Origin of the sequence: Bacillus sp. S10(2024), from assembly GCF_050473865.1 — a bacterium.
GTDB lineage: Bacteria > Bacillota > Bacilli > Bacillales > Bacillaceae_G > Bacillus_A.
Window position 1 is genome coordinate 610,993 of sequence record NZ_JBFLUR010000002.1, and the last position, 14,789, is coordinate 625,781.

Below are 14,789 nucleotides of genomic sequence, written 5' to 3' on the forward strand. Positions count from 1 at the left end.
AATTGTCGGTGTGAAAAACTCTATCTTAGTAGATGCAAGTAATGTATAAAAAGGAATAAGGAGACGGGTTATTGCTATAAAAAATAATAAAAACGCCTATTACGAGGCGTTTTCTTTTTGCTTTGCATAGTTATAATATCTCTTTAATGAAATTTTTGATTTAAAACCAATTCGTTTTATAATTTCTTGTTCCGGAACATGTTTTTGGATGAGGCGTAATATAAATGTATTGCGTAAATGCTGACCAGAGATACCTTTACGTAACCCTGCACGCGCTACTTCAAGTCGAATCATTTTTTGGACTGAAATTTCTGTTAATCCCTTTGGAGCGTCATTTTCATACACCCAACGGAATGTATTTCGGTTAAAATCAAAGGCTACAAATAGTGGATCTGTGCTATGGTATTTTGGGCGTACTGGCTCGGGGATGTTTTTATAGTAATGATATAGCTTTTTTTTATCTTCTTCTGTCAATGTAATAACTCGTTCTATTCCAGATACAGCGGGAATAGATAATGTATTGTTTTCAAAATGAACGTGATGCATATGCAAGGAGATGAGTTCTTGTAATGATAAACCGTAATCGAGCAGCAGCATTATAATACATACGTTTCGATCCATAAGTAATGGACGTACAGGGCGTTGTTTATCTGACAGCCCCTCTAAAGAAGTTAATATATATTTCAAACTCTGTTCTTCTTGTGACGAAATGAAATCTTCATCTCGCAATGTACGATCTGGTTGTATAACAAGTTCCATATCTTTTAGTGGACTAGGTAAGTTTAAAAAATGATACAGTCGATTTAATACAATAAACACACGGTGCATTGTTTTTTCAGAGTAATGACGTTTTATTTTTAAGTCTGAAAAATAATCTTCATAGTCTTTTGGACAAAGAGTCTCCCATATATTATTAGAAGAAATTTTTTTGTTCTTTTGTAACCAATAAACAAAATCTTCGATGTCGTAGACATATCGTTTAATGGTCGAAGGTTTTCGTCCCTTGATTAATAAATAAGCGGAGAAAGCCTGTACTGTATCAGTAAGTTCTTTTGTTGACATAGTCCCACCTCCCTAGTTTTCTTACATTATAACAAAAATTTTCAGAAAATGTTTATTTCTTGGGAAAGCGCAAATGTTGACAATATTCGTCAGTGAGATGATAAAAGATGAGGTGATTGAATGGAACAGTCGATGCGAAAGAAGAATAATAACCAAATTAACATTGTGCTAAATCACCGAAAGAAAATTTCTGTTTCTTCTCCAGAACAAAAGCAAAATCTTTCAGATGAAACTGTTACAAAACATGAAATGTTACAGCGAATTGAAGAAGAAATGAGCAAGCTTGTGGGAATGCAGGAAATCAAAAAAATTATAAAAGAAATTTATGCATGGATTTATGTAAATAAAAAACGGCAAGAAATGGGGTTGAAATCAGAAAAACAAGTCCTTCATATGTTATTTAAAGGCAATCCGGGGACGGGAAAAACAACTGTTGCTAGAATGATTGGGAAATTATTATTTGAAATGAATGTGTTATCGAAAGGACATTTAGTAGAAGCGGAACGGGCAGATTTAGTTGGTGAATATATAGGGCATACGGCACAAAAAACGCGTGATCTCATTCGAAAAGCAATGGGGGGGATTTTGTTTATTGATGAGGCGTATTCGCTTGCGCGTGGGGGAGAAAAAGATTTTGGAAAAGAAGCAATTGATACGCTCGTAAAACATATGGAAGATAAACAGCATGCTTTTGTACTCATTTTAGCAGGGTACTCACGTGAGATGAACCATTTCCTTTCACTCAACCCGGGGTTACAATCTCGCTTTCCTTTCATTATTGAGTTTTCAGATTACACAGTCAATCAACTATTAGAAATAGGAAAGCGAATGTACGAAGAAAGAGAGTACCAATTATCAAAAGAGGCGGAGTGGAATCTTCGTGATCATTTAAATGCCGTAAAATATTCATCGCATATTACTTCTTTTAGCAATGGGCGTTACGTTCGTAATATTGTGGAAAAGTCCATTCGTACACAAGCAATGAGGCTACTTCAGGAAGAAGCGTACGATAAATATGATTTAATAACCATCTCTAGTAGTGATTTAACCCTTGAAGAAGAAGTACACGGTTCATAAATTATTTATTATAAAACACGAAGCGTTACGCTTCGTGTTTTATTTCGTATTTTTTGTTTTTGCACGCTGTTCTAATTGGCTTTTTGGACTTTGATCTGCCACATCTGAAGCGAGTCCTTGAGGATTAACGCTACTACTTTGTCCGCGATTACGTTTGTTGTTTCCTTTTGCCATATTATCTCACTCCTGTTCTTCTTTTTCTTTTTGTTGATATGCTTTGTGATAACGTTCCATTTTTTTGCTTTTTTCGTATGAAGAATTTAGATCATGTCCAAATTGATCTACGGAACTTTTTTGTGCGCCTTTATTTACATGCTTTGTCATTTGTTTCACCTCTCTTTAAGAAATAGTATTTGCGGATATGTACAAAAAACATGCAATAAAATAATACTTTCATGAGTGGTATTTTTCGTTTCTAATGATGACAAGGAGGATTAAGTGGAAGGTTTTTTTGATTGGGATAGGGGAAAATAGAAAAACCCTCTACAAAAAAAGTAAAGGGTTCATTTGTTATCTCTCAGTGAAATGTTCGATCTTTTCTACACTACGATGTGGTAGGTGCCATTTGTAATAGAGAGAAATCATACGGAAACATACGATAAGAACGAATAATACATACAATGCCCAGTCGCTCACAATAATTTTAGCCCCAATTAAAAATCCAGCTAAAATTGTCCAAAGTGCGTAAACTTCTGCCCGTAGTACAAGTGGCTTTCGACGGGCTAATAAATCACGGATAATACCGCCGCCGATTCCTGTTAAGACGGATGCTACAATTGTTGCGCTAATTGGTAAATTTAGTTTTTGTGCATATAGTGCACCTTGAATTGCAAATGCGGATAAACCAATTGCATCGGTAATATTTTCCCAACGCTTCCAATGCTTAATAAGTTTGTTCGGAAATAAAAAGATAATAGTTATTGATAATAGTGCAATTTGAAATAACATATCTTGTTTCCAAAACGCAACAATTGGATAGCCGATTAATAAATTTCGCAGTGCGCCTCCCCCAAACGCGGTTGCCATCCCTAAAATATAAACCCCGAAAATATCGTATTCCTCTTCCATCGCGATGATTGCTCCGCTTAATGCGAATGCAATTGTACCAATGATGCTAAATAAATCCCATGCCATGAAATTCTCCCTCACTAACTAGATGAAATGTTCTTACTCTGCTATTATATTAGAAGGTTTAATTTTCGAAAAGGATGAGTGAGGATATTTGTTAGAAAAAAAAGAAAAAGTGATACTAGTTGGCTGTCAATTACCTGAAGATGATGAAGAACGTTTTGAACATTCGATGGAAGAATTAGCATCATTAGCAAAAACAGCACAAGCAGAAGTGTTAGTTATGGCGGTCCAAAAACGTACTAAGTTTCATTCAGCGACGTATATTGGAAAAGGGAAGTTAGAAGAACTTTCTCTACTTGCAGAAGAATTAGAGCCAGATGTTATCATTTTTAATAATGAATTAACACCAAGTCAAATTCGAAATTTATCGGCACAGTTAGATGCAAGAGTTATTGATCGTACACAGCTTATACTAGATATTTTTGCTCAGCGCGCGAAGTCCAGAGAGGGTAAATTGCAAGTGGAACTCGCTCAGCTTCAATATGCATTGCCTCGTCTTGTAGGACAGGGGCAAGCGTTATCTCGTCTTGGTGGTGGGATTGGAACAAGAGGTCCGGGAGAAACGAAATTAGAAACGGATCGCCGTCATATTCGCTCTCGTATCGATGAAATAAAAAGACAACTTTCTGGTGTGGTAGAGCACCGTAAGAGATATCGTGAGCGGCGTAAAGAAAATCAAGTTTTTCAGGTTTCTTTAGTTGGTTACACAAATGCGGGAAAATCTACGCTATTTAACAGATTAACAGCTGCTGATACGTTTGAAGAAGATTTATTGTTTGCAACACTTGACCCGACAACGCGTAAAATGCAATTGCCGTGTGGTTATACGGTGTTATTAACAGATACAGTTGGATTCATTCAAGATTTACCGACGTCTTTAGTTGCAGCGTTTCGTTCTACGTTAGAAGAAGTAAATGAAGCAGATGTTATTTTGCATGTGATTGATTCGGCTGATCCGAATTATATAGGGCATGAAGAGACTGTGGGAAAATTATTGCAAGATCTTGAACTTGATCACATTCCGATTATTACTGTGTACAATAAAAAAGATAAGTTACATCCCAACTTTATTCCGTTTCCGAAGAATGATTTTATTATGACGAGTGCGTTTAATTCGGTAGATTTAGAAAAATTAAAAGAAGTTGTAGAAATAGAAATGATGAGACGGATGGATTCGTATGAATTAATAATTCCGGCGCACGAAGGCAGATTGTTGACACTTTTAAAAACGGAAACAGTATTAACAGCTATGACGTTTCAAGAAGAGGAGCAAGCATTCGAATGTACAGGGTATATATTTGCTCATTCTCCGCTAAACGGCCCAATATATAAATATTCAACGAGAAAAGGAGAAGAGAAAGAAGATGTTTAATCGATTGAAGAATGGGGAAAAGATTGCCCCAATTGTAAAAGAAGTAGAAATGCAAATTGCAGATATACATAAACATATTGAGGAAGTAATTGAAAGTAATCAATTTCGTGTGCTGGAAAGTTTTCGTAATCATAAAATTAGTGACGCGCATTTTATTCCAACAACAGGATATGGCTATGATGATATCGGCCGTGATACGTTAGAAAAAGTGTATGCTGATGTATTTGGAGCGGAAGCAGGCCTTGTACGTCCGCAAATTATTTCTGGAACTCACGCAATCTCTACAGCGTTATTTGGGATTTTACGCCCTGGTGATGAATTGTTATATATAACTGGGAAGCCATATGACACGTTAGAAGAAATTGTTGGTGTTCGCGGAAAAGGTGTTGGCTCATTTAAAGAGTATAATATTGGTTATCAGGCAGTTACTTTAACGGAAGAGGGGCGTGTTGATTTTGCTGCAGTACAAGCGGCAATCCATGAAAATACAAAAATGATTGGAATTCAACGTTCAAAGGGCTATGCAACTCGCCCATCATTTACAATTGCTGAAATTAAAGAAATGATTGCATTTGTAAAAGAAATTAAACCGGATGTTGTTGTGTTTGTAGATAACTGCTACGGAGAATTTATCGAAGAGCTAGAACCTTGTCATGTTGGTGCAGATTTAATGGCTGGTTCACTAATTAAAAACCCGGGTGGCGGTATCGTGAAAACGGGAGGTTACATCGTTGGGAAAGAGCAATATGTAGAAGCGTGCGCATATCGTTTAACGTCTCCAGGTATCGGAGCGGAAGCTGGTGCATCTTTATATAGTTTACAAGAGATGTATCAAGGTTTTTTCTTAGCGCCTCATGTTGCTGGTCAAGCATTAAAAGGTGCGATTTTTACAGCAGCTTTTTTAGAGAAGCTTGGTATGAATACATCACCAACTTGGGATGCGCCGCGAACAGATTTAATACAATCGGTTCAATTTGATGATAAAGAACGTATGATTGCATTTTGCCAAGCGATTCAATATGCATCACCTATTAATTCGCATTTTACACCGTATCCGAATTATATGCCGGGGTATGAAGATGATGTAATTATGGCTGCGGGTACGTTTATTCAAGGTGCGAGTATTGAATTATCAGCAGATGGTCCAATTCGTCCGCCTTATGTTGCTTATGTGCAAGGTGGTTTAACGTATTCACATGTGAAGATTGCGATTTGTTCTGCTATTGATATGCTAATTGAAAAAAATCTATTAGTAATTTCATAAACGAAAGCTGCCAATTTTGGCAGCTTTTTTTGTATATAAGTAAGGAATTGAGACATTTTAATAGAAGTGAAAAAAATAATAAAAAATCATGTTAGAAAAGCTAACATATGTTGACATGAAACATAACATGATATAAAATGAGAATCAAGTTAAGGCGAAGGAGGAACTGAAGTGACACAACAGGATCGACGTTCTGCTCCGCTGTTTCCGATAAGTATAGTTATGGATTTAACACAGTTATCTGCGCGTCAAATTCGTTACTATGAAGAACATAAATTGATTTCCCCAACCCGTACAAAAGGAAATCGTAGATTATTTTCATTTAACGACGTAGATAAATTGTTAGAGATTAAAGACTTGTTAGATCAAGGTTTAAACATGGCTGGTATTAAGCAAGTACTATTAATGAAGGAAAATCAATCAGAAGTGATACAAGTAAGAGAAGAAGTAAAGGAAATTTCGAAAACTGAGCTTCGTAAAATTCTTCGAGATGAGCTGCAACATACAGGTAGATTTAATCGAACATCTTTACGACAAGGTGATATTTCAAGATTTTTTCATTAATGATTGATAATTTTGAGAATGTTTAGAGGGACTAAGGAGGAATTGAAAATGGCAAAGTACACAAAAGAAGATATTTTCCGTTTAGCGAAAGAAGAGAATGTAAAGTATATCCGTTTACAATTTACGGATCTTTTAGGAAGTATTAAAAACGTAGAAATTCCAGTTAGTCAGTTAACAAAAGCTCTAGATAACAAAATGATGTTTGACGGATCTTCTATTGAAGGATTTGTGCGCATCGAAGAATCTGACATGTACTTATATCCAGACCTAGATACATGGGTAGTCTTCCCATGGACTGCTGAAAAAGGAAAAGTAGCGAGATTAATTTGTGATATTTACAATGCAGACGGTACGCCGTTTGATGGTGATCCACGTAACAACTTAAAACGTATGTTAAAAGAAATGGAAGAACTAGGCTTCACTGATTTCAATCTTGGGCCAGAGCCGGAGTTTTTCTTATTTAAAGTAGATGAAAAAGGAAATCCAACATTAGAATTAAATGATAATGGCGGATATTTCGACCTTGCTCCAATGGATTTAGGCGAAAACTGCCGTCGTGATATCGTTCTTGAACTTGAAGAAATGGGTTTTGAAATTGAAGCATCTCACCATGAAGTTGCACCAGGACAACATGAAATTGACTTCAAATATGCAAGTGCAATTAAAGCATGTGATGACATCCAAACGTTTAAACTGGTTGTAAAAACAATCGCGCGTAAACACGGTTTACACGCGACATTTATGCCAAAACCGCTATTTGGTGTAAACGGTTCTGGTATGCACTGTAACTTATCACTATTCAAAAATGGTGAGAACGTATTCTATGATCAAAATGGTGATTTACAATTAAGTGATGATGCTCGTTATTTCATCGCAGGTATTTTAAAACATGCACCAAGCTTTACAGCTGTAACAAACCCAACTGTAAACTCTTATAAACGTTTAGTACCTGGATATGAAGCGCCTTGTTACGTAGCATGGTCTGCGCAAAACCGTAGCCCATTAATCCGTATCCCTGCATCTCGCGGTGTAAGTACACGTGTAGAAGTACGTAGCGTTGATCCAGCTGCAAACCCATATTTAGCAATGGCTGTATTATTAGCAGCAGGTCTTGATGGAATTAAAAATAAACTTGCGGTACCACCTGCGGTAGATCGCAATATTTATGTAATGACTCCAGAAGAACGTGAAAAAGCAGGCATTATTGATTTACCAGCTACATTAGCACAAGCACTAAATGAATTAAAATCGAACGAAATCGTTTGCGGTGCATTAGGAGAACACTTACTTGAGCACTTTATCGAAGCGAAAGAAATTGAGTGGGATATGTTCCGTACGCAAGTTCACCAATGGGAACGCGATCAATATATGACTCTTTACTAAGAGTTGGAAGCCTTGATACTACTAGTATCGGGGCTTTTTTCTTTTTATGGGTAAAATAACTATAATTTTAGTAATTCAAATTGATGCCCACAAAATGCCCGCAAATATCTAGAAAATCATTCTAAGATATTCCGCATATGTTCCTCAAATCCAGTAGGTGCTTTTAGGTTTCTTAGTTTACCTAATTGTGCCTTTGCCCCTCCTAAACTTAAAGTCAGTTCACTCTTCTTCTCTTTGAATGACTTTGTATCTGAATTTGAAATCTTATTTATTAGGTCTAACGTACCTGCAACGTCCATAGAATAGGATACGATGTCTGCTGTGTATTTTACTACATCTGTACTGTTCGTCTTATCCGTTTTAAAGTTAGGTGCATACTTAGAGTTTATTCTTAAATTTTCACCGTTATCTCCCCTAAGTAACGGATTATCTTCTTTTGAAGTAGAACTAGAAGAACTAAAAGTACCTTTTGCTACGGATAAGTTATCTTCTTTTTTCGTTTCCTATTCTACTTTGTTTGTTTCTTTTTTCTTAGGCTCATCTTTCTTACTTGTTTACCACCTAATAACATAATTGGTAATGCGAATGTTACCGGTTTCTTTGCTTTCATTATGTATACTCCTTCTTTTTAGTCAAATACATCCCTTATCACCATATATATTCCTAATAATACCAAATGATGTGGTGTTATTATAATATACAGAAAGGACTGAATACAATATCAACATTACGAAATGAAGCAAAAAGCCTACTTCATGAAAATGGAACGATCCTTTTTCACACACTCCATAAAAATGTCATCCTTTATGTATATTTTTACTAAAGGAATAACGCTTTTTGTATTTGAGGTTATTAAGATCTCTTAAGTTGAAGGTCATGGGGAACCGCCCACATTTTATAAATAAATTGAACCATAATTTTACACATTCTCAATATTTAATTGTTAAAATTTCACACAAAATAACAATTAAGGGGATGATCTTAGTGGAGTTGACAGTAATCGATAAACAAGAGATAACAGCATACTTAGTACAAGCATCTCAGCTAGATGGAAATTTCTTATTTTATATTCGAGAAATTGATAGCAGCATAGATATTAATTTTATTGATGAAAATAAAATTTTTTAACACCTGTTCCTGTTGAACTATTTCTTAGTAAACTTCTGAGCGAGGAAGATAAAGTGAATTTCAGGAAAGTATATAGAAATATGTCGGGATTGGTATTATTAGAACCATTGACATCAGAGGAATCAATTTATGTAAGAGAAATGACAAAAGAAGAGGCGATTGCATTTAGATACTTAGAAGATCCTTTTTCACGAGAATTAATGAATAAAATAGAAAGCCCTCTCAAGTGAACTGCACCCCAATTGTTAGACGGTGTCTAACAATTGGGGTGCAGTTCATTTATAAGTGCCCTTTTTTAAGGAATGTGCATGAAAAAATAAGGTGTGAAAAGAAATGCATTTAGTGAAAGCATAATATAATTTATGTTTTTCTTATTTAAATGTGCGTGAAAACTAAAAAAAGTCGTCCAAATTAAAAAAAGGAGCAGCTAGCAAAAGCTAACTGCTCTCTAAAAAGGGTTAAGAGAAAGAAAACTGGACTAGGCTGCTAAAACAGCTTATCTGTAGTATGTGGGGATGGTGAAATATTATACGAAAAAAGTTAACCTCTCACCATTAGAGAATGGACTTAAGGGGTAGCCTTTATGTGATATCTGATATGTATTAGATATTTTGTGAATTACTTTTTTTACGGCGATCTTTGTCCTCAATATCAGTTTCAGGCATTCCGTATAATCCGTTCATAGCCTGTTCATCTAAATCAAGACCAAGCACATTATTATTTGTTACATTATGTTTTTCTTTTTTAGAGTTATTCATATATATCACCTCCTATTTTTAGGATGTCTAAAAGTGATATAAACATTCAACGTTTATTTTATGATAAAAAATTCATTTTGTAGAAAAGGGGAATAAAGGAACATTAGATGATGTATTAATCAGTTTAAAGCGAATGAAAAGAGACGAAGAATTAAAAAAGAGTAGCTAGCATTTGCTAACTACTTGCCCATGAGGGACTTAGAACGTTTACATCTCATCAAAATGAAAGGAGTTTTACTACCAATTTGTAGTATGTGCAGATGGTGAAATATTATACGAAAAAAGGCAGTCAGCAAAAGCTAACTGCTCACCCTTGGAGAGGGAAAGGTAGGCCAGTTACAAGTACATGGAGTAGCCTAACTGTAGCATATGCATATTTTGAAAAGTTATACATAATGTGAGTCAAAGAATTAGTCAATGCTATTGTAATTGTTTATCGACAGTATTCGACACTGAAATAACTGTCAGAAACATAGTAAGTTGGCGTTATTTTTCTTTCTCAATGCAATTTTTGGTCTTGTGGATGGCAAACCGTCTTAAAACGGAAAAAAACACATTTAACGAGGTTGTCGTTTTTGAGTGAAAAGTGAGGTTGAAAGAATAACATTAGAACAAATAGCATTAGATTTGGATTATAGTCCATATTATATAAAACGTAAGCACGCTGAAATTAGAAAGATAATAAACTTTGTTAATGCATTATAAGTTTACCTTTTGGTAGGTAACCTTTAAGTAATGTACTTTCTAGGAGACGAAACTATTGAAAAAATGAATTATAGTAATAACATAAAGATTTGACGAAAGGGTAACTGGTGTACGGTTGCTCTTTTATTATGTAAAAAAAAGGACGCTCATGGCGTCCATTTATGGTGTATTCTTTTTATCTTTAAATCCCAAATGTTGTTCTAATGCTTCTACAAGCATTTCAGAGAAATTGACGTTTTTCTTTGCTGCATGTTCTTCTAACCAAGAAGGAAGTGTAACATTTTTTCTTTTATACACGGTACTATCTTTCTTTCTATAATTATCATAACGCGCATTGGGATGTGTATCAGGAAAAGGATGCTAATTCCTATGCTTTTTTATATATTTTTTTAATAAAATCCAAACTTTAAAGGGTTATATCAAAGCATCTAATACGGGTGCTTTTTTCACATTTTGCAAAGGACGAGCATATACTGCTTGTACACCGTTTAACTTTTGTTAAAAGGAATCTCGTAATCCCTTCTTGCCCAAGGAAGAGCGCTTGCGGAAACAGGTGCTCTTCTTTTTATTATGTGAAAATTACATAGTTATAGAGAAAAGATGGTATAAATGACATGGTTAAGCTTCTTTGTTGGTTATGGTGTAGGTACACTTATTTGTTTAATCATTATGATTCAGTTTCTTAAAGCGAAAGAAGTAGATAAACAGGATACAAGTTTTTAGATTATTGCCTTATTGAATAAATTAAAGCATTCAATAAGGGTGCTTTTTCACATTTTGAGAAGGACGAGCATATACTACTTGTACCTCTTAACTTTCGTTAAAAGGAATCACGTAATCCAAATTTTCACCCTTGTCCAAAGAAGAGTGCCTGGGGAAACAGGTGCTCTTCTTTTTATTATGCACAAATTACATAGGTGGTGTAGATGATATATATTGAGTTTACAATTCCTGAAGGGTTACTTTGGTTAATTGGATTACCTTGTGGGATAACTGCTGATGTAGCTAATACTCGTAAAGAACCTAATGTAAATGCATCTATCATGCGTCAAGCCACAAAAGGACAAGGGCATACGTATTATGAGTGGTCTTATGATGGTGCTCATTTCTGGTATCGAGTAAACACAGAAAATTGGATGCGTGATGATACAGCGAGTATCAATAAAGATAACAAATCAAAAGGTGTCGTGTGGGTAAATGATACTGACATCAATTTGGGAAAAGGTGCAAGTACTAGTGACATTGTTATCAATAAAATTACAAAGCGTTCCGAATATGACATACATTACCGTTATGAGAACTGGATTTATGTAACAAGTGAAGACGTTGAAGGTTGGATGTATTTTGATGAGTCATATGTACATTGGATTAAATAAAATAAAAGCCGGCTCTTAATTGAGTCGGTTTTTTTTACTATGTATTAAACTTTAGCATTACATAAGTAACTCTGTTAATTCTTCTGTAGATAATGTGCTTTCTAATTCTTTACTTAAGCCAAGTATAGAAGTAATTCTAGTACTTTTCGTTTCTTTTACGTCTTTATCGGCTTTTACTTTCACTGATTTATCATCTGACTTTTGTTCTACTTTCACGTTTGCTTTCTTTTTTTCGCTGTCTGCTTTGTCTGCTCCATCCCCCCTAATAACATGATTGGAAGTGCTAAACTTATTAGTTTCATTGCTTTCATATTTCTATTACCCCTTATTAGTTGAATGATTGTATGTATAATTACAAGTTACTCTATTATTTTGTATGTTTTTCCATTTTCTTATCAAGTGCTTTGGCGTAGGCATCTTTGGTTTCCTGATTTAACTTATAAATTGCTTCTCTCCACTGTTCTCCATCTACACCTGACATATGTGGAGAACTTTTTAATACAGCCTCTTGAATCTTCAGTCCATCGTCTTTATCAGCGTCTTTTATTAACTTTGTTCCTTTTCTTGCATCTGTTATCCCTTCTTGTACGAGTTTATGAATGTCTTTGTATTTATCAGGTACTATTATGTTCTCCATACGGTCTAGGGCTTCATCCATATCGTTTGCTGTTTTAAATACATCTTTATATTTCTTAGTATCTTTTGATGCTTCTCCTAGTTTTAACAATATTTCATCCTTCTTGAATTGAAACTCTACCAATTGCTCACAAATATAATACGGATACTGTTTTTCAGATATTACTGTTTTCGACATTGCTTTACTAGTTTCCTCAGTCTTAGGGATAGAATCTTTATCACCTACCCCACAACCTACTAATAATAGAATAGGTATTGCTAATGATACGAGTTTCGTTGCTTTCATTATGCATTCTCCTTTTAGAAAGTATTGTAATCAATTTACATATTGTACCATAATGTAAATTAAATAAATAATATGAATTTCCCCCTTACTTTTTGAATTCTAAATGTTTAGCATTTTGGTTTTTTATGCTTTCATAAATTCTTTATCAAAATAGAACTTGTCCATTAAATTATTTACAATACCGTTGAAATATGCGAACATACCATTCTGTATCTTTACCCTAGCTTTCATTTTCATAACAAACTCTTTAATAGCTTGTAAGCTGATTGCAAGCTCCTGGTCTTTGCTGAATGCTGTAGCACCTGTTGTATAATTAACAACTCTATTACACTATCTTACAACCTTCTACAGTTCTTGTATTGTTTTTGATTCATGATAAAAGAATTAGTTAAAGAAACAAAACGTTCTGGTACCCAATGAGGCACAAAATCAGCTTATTTAATATTCTCTTCAGGAGTATTGCTATCCTCATTACTATTATGTATGTTTATATCTTTTATATTTTGTTTTAAGGAAGCTGGTTTTGTTTTAATGGTCGGACACTTTGCAGGACTTTTTCCTATTGCCTTGTTGGACACTTCTTCTACAATAGGTTGAATTACAATATCGTTTGCTGTTTGCAGCATATCAGATCTACGTTTCATTTCGGTTTGCTTGATAATGCCTAGGTCAACGAGTTTCTTCATTAAACGTTGTACAGTTTTATAAGATACGTCTAACTTGTCTGCAATCGAATTCTTGCATAGGAAACTAACACCTACATACTTGCAGCTGTGGCGTTTTAAAATTTCAAGTAATGTAATGAGTCTAGATTGTACATCGGAACGTTTAACAGACATACGGATAATGTCTCTATATGCACGAATAGTATTGTTTAGTTCTTCGATTTCTTTGAATGTAGAAAGATTGTGGAAGGATTCTTCACTTGCTATAATATCGATGCGTTTCTTCATTATATTGGCCTCTTTGTATAAATCAAAAATCAACACAGAATGTAAGCAAACCGTTGCTAGGAGCCTCTACGTACTGTAAAATAGTGCGTAAGAGTACAGCAGGTGTTTGCCTATCGTGAGTAGGCGGACGGTATATAAAGTGTTGGCGCACGATATATACACGCCGTGCTCTTTTATTTTTATTTGAAAAAAAGCCCGGTAATTGCTCGAAAGATGCCCGGTTTCTCTTAGTGTATTTCGACTCGTTTTGAGGTATCTAATTTTCGGAGCGGTGATAAATCAATACTTTATATGTATATTGATTTATATTTATGGCTTAGAGTTTGTTCTGTACGCAAGTTCACCAATGGGAACGCGATCGATATATGACGCTTTATTAAGAGTAAGAGGCCTTGATACTACTGGTATCGGGGGCTTTTTTTGTGGATAAAACACTTTTTAATTGTAATGCACTATGAAGGGAATATAATATTTTGTAGATTAAGTCAAAAAAAGAAGCCCCGGGGTATACGGGACTTCTTAGGGTAATCTGTCAAGTAATGGCGTACTTGACTAAGTAAATTTAACATAAATTTTTGAGGAATAATATTGGTAAATGTACCCAAATATAAGTAAATAAGGGGAGCTTAGGTTTTACACAATTTGAATTTTATTAAAATTGTTGGTTGCAGAAGGAAATCAGGATGTTGTTTATCTCATGATTGGCAAAATAATAATCTTGGAAGTATTACTAACGGCTGAAAGTTGCAGATGTTCGTAAGGATCCATCTACTAATGCAAAAGTTATACTTCAAATGCATAGGGGTTCTGGTCATGTTTACCGAGATTGTCACTATGACGGATCTCACCTTTGGTACAAAATCGAGAAAAACAACTAGTTACGTGCCGATGTTTGTAAAATCAACAAAGATGGTAAATCTACGGGTGTAGTTTGGGTAAATGGTATTGACATTAACCTTAGAAAAAGGAGAAAGTATAGGTGAAGTTGTTATCAATATAATTACAAAATGCTCTGCTTATGACATTCATTATCGTTATGCTAATTGAATTTATATCACTGGTCAATACGTTGAAGGTTGGATGTGTTTCGATGA

General features: G+C 34.8%; 15 protein-coding genes and 1 pseudogene. 7 read left to right on the plus strand and 9 right to left on the minus strand.

The window, feature by feature from the left end:
- Positions 1-99: 99 nt before the first annotated feature.
- Positions 100-1,062 (minus strand): tyrosine-type recombinase/integrase, encoded by a 963-nt coding sequence (locus tag AB1280_RS03175; protein ID WP_429754849.1) that lies wholly within the window; start codon positions 1,060-1,062, stop codon positions 100-102.
- Between the two features lie 120 nt (positions 1,063-1,182).
- Between AB1280_RS03175 and spoVK the strand changes: the two genes are divergently transcribed.
- Positions 1,183-2,139, plus strand: coding sequence for a stage V sporulation protein K (gene spoVK / locus AB1280_RS03180; protein ID WP_272188029.1), 957 nt, complete (start codon positions 1,183-1,185; stop codon positions 2,137-2,139).
- Positions 2,140-2,178: 39 nt separating this feature from the next.
- Here the strand turns inward: spoVK and AB1280_RS03185 are convergent, their stop codons facing one another.
- From AB1280_RS03185 to AB1280_RS03195, 3 genes are all read right to left on the minus strand, one after another.
- Positions 2,179-2,313 (minus strand): hypothetical protein, encoded by a 135-nt coding sequence (locus AB1280_RS03185; protein ID WP_272188028.1) that lies wholly within the window; start codon positions 2,311-2,313, stop codon positions 2,179-2,181.
- Between the two features lie 6 nt (positions 2,314-2,319).
- Positions 2,320-2,463, minus strand: a complete 144-nt coding sequence (locus AB1280_RS03190; protein ID WP_429754850.1) for a hypothetical protein — start codon at positions 2,461-2,463, stop codon at positions 2,320-2,322.
- A gap of 186 nt (positions 2,464-2,649) precedes the next feature.
- Positions 2,650-3,273, minus strand: a complete 624-nt coding sequence (locus AB1280_RS03195) for a trimeric intracellular cation channel family protein (protein WP_429754851.1) — start codon at positions 3,271-3,273, stop codon at positions 2,650-2,652.
- 88 nt (positions 3,274-3,361) lie between these two features.
- Here AB1280_RS03195 and hflX point away from each other — a divergent pair, with 88 nt between their 5' ends.
- The 5 genes from hflX to AB1280_RS03220 all read left to right on the plus strand — a co-directional run bounded on the left by hflX (position 3,362) and on the right by AB1280_RS03220 (position 8,981).
- Entirely contained in the window at positions 3,362-4,642 is a 1,281-nt protein-coding gene (gene hflX / locus AB1280_RS03200; protein WP_429754852.1) for a GTPase HflX, read from the plus strand.
- Complete coding sequence (locus AB1280_RS03205; protein ID WP_429754853.1) at positions 4,635-5,906, plus strand: aminotransferase class I/II-fold pyridoxal phosphate-dependent enzyme; 1,272 nt, start codon at positions 4,635-4,637, stop codon at positions 5,904-5,906. The genes hflX and AB1280_RS03205 overlap by 8 nt, the downstream gene beginning before the upstream one ends.
- Before the next feature lie 222 nt (positions 5,907-6,128).
- Positions 6,129-6,470, plus strand: a complete 342-nt coding sequence (locus AB1280_RS03210) for a MerR family transcriptional regulator (protein WP_272188344.1) — start codon at positions 6,129-6,131, stop codon at positions 6,468-6,470.
- 48 nt (positions 6,471-6,518) lie between these two features.
- Complete coding sequence (gene glnA, locus AB1280_RS03215; RefSeq protein WP_272188022.1) at positions 6,519-7,853, plus strand: type I glutamate--ammonia ligase; 1,335 nt, start codon at positions 6,519-6,521, stop codon at positions 7,851-7,853.
- 984 nt (positions 7,854-8,837) lie between these two features.
- Positions 8,838-8,981 (plus strand): hypothetical protein, encoded by a 144-nt coding sequence (locus AB1280_RS03220; RefSeq protein WP_429754854.1) that lies wholly within the window; start codon positions 8,838-8,840, stop codon positions 8,979-8,981.
- A 602-nt stretch (positions 8,982-9,583) separates the two neighbouring features.
- Here the strand turns inward: AB1280_RS03220 and AB1280_RS03225 are convergent.
- Positions 9,584-9,739 (minus strand): DUF4021 domain-containing protein, encoded by a 156-nt coding sequence (locus tag AB1280_RS03225; protein WP_429754855.1) that lies wholly within the window; start codon positions 9,737-9,739, stop codon positions 9,584-9,586.
- 864 nt (positions 9,740-10,603) lie between these two features.
- Positions 10,604-10,741: a hypothetical protein gene (locus AB1280_RS03230; protein ID WP_429754856.1), complete on the minus strand. Its 138-nt coding sequence runs from the start codon at positions 10,739-10,741 to the stop codon at positions 10,604-10,606.
- A 629-nt stretch (positions 10,742-11,370) separates the two neighbouring features.
- On the opposite strand from AB1280_RS03230, the gene AB1280_RS03235 reads away from it, so the two are divergent.
- Positions 11,371-11,820: a hypothetical protein gene (locus AB1280_RS03235; RefSeq protein ID WP_429754857.1), complete on the plus strand. Its 450-nt coding sequence runs from the start codon at positions 11,371-11,373 to the stop codon at positions 11,818-11,820.
- Positions 11,821-11,877: 57 nt separating this feature from the next.
- Here AB1280_RS03235 and AB1280_RS03240 read toward each other — a convergent pair whose 3' ends face one another.
- The 3 genes and pseudogenes from AB1280_RS03240 to AB1280_RS03250 all read right to left on the minus strand — a co-directional run bounded on the left by AB1280_RS03240 (position 11,878) and on the right by AB1280_RS03250 (position 13,695).
- A complete protein-coding gene (locus tag AB1280_RS03240; protein WP_429754858.1) occupies positions 11,878-12,036 on the minus strand; it encodes a hypothetical protein in 159 nt (52 codons plus the stop codon).
- A 151-nt stretch (positions 12,037-12,187) separates the two neighbouring features.
- On the minus strand, positions 12,188-12,742 hold the full coding sequence (locus tag AB1280_RS03245) for a hypothetical protein (protein WP_429754859.1): 555 nt from the start codon (positions 12,740-12,742) through the stop codon (positions 12,188-12,190).
- Positions 12,743-12,865: 123 nt separating this feature from the next.
- Positions 12,866-13,695 (minus strand): annotated as a pseudogene (locus AB1280_RS03250) (helix-turn-helix domain-containing protein).
- Positions 13,696-14,789: the final 1,094 nt, after the last annotated feature.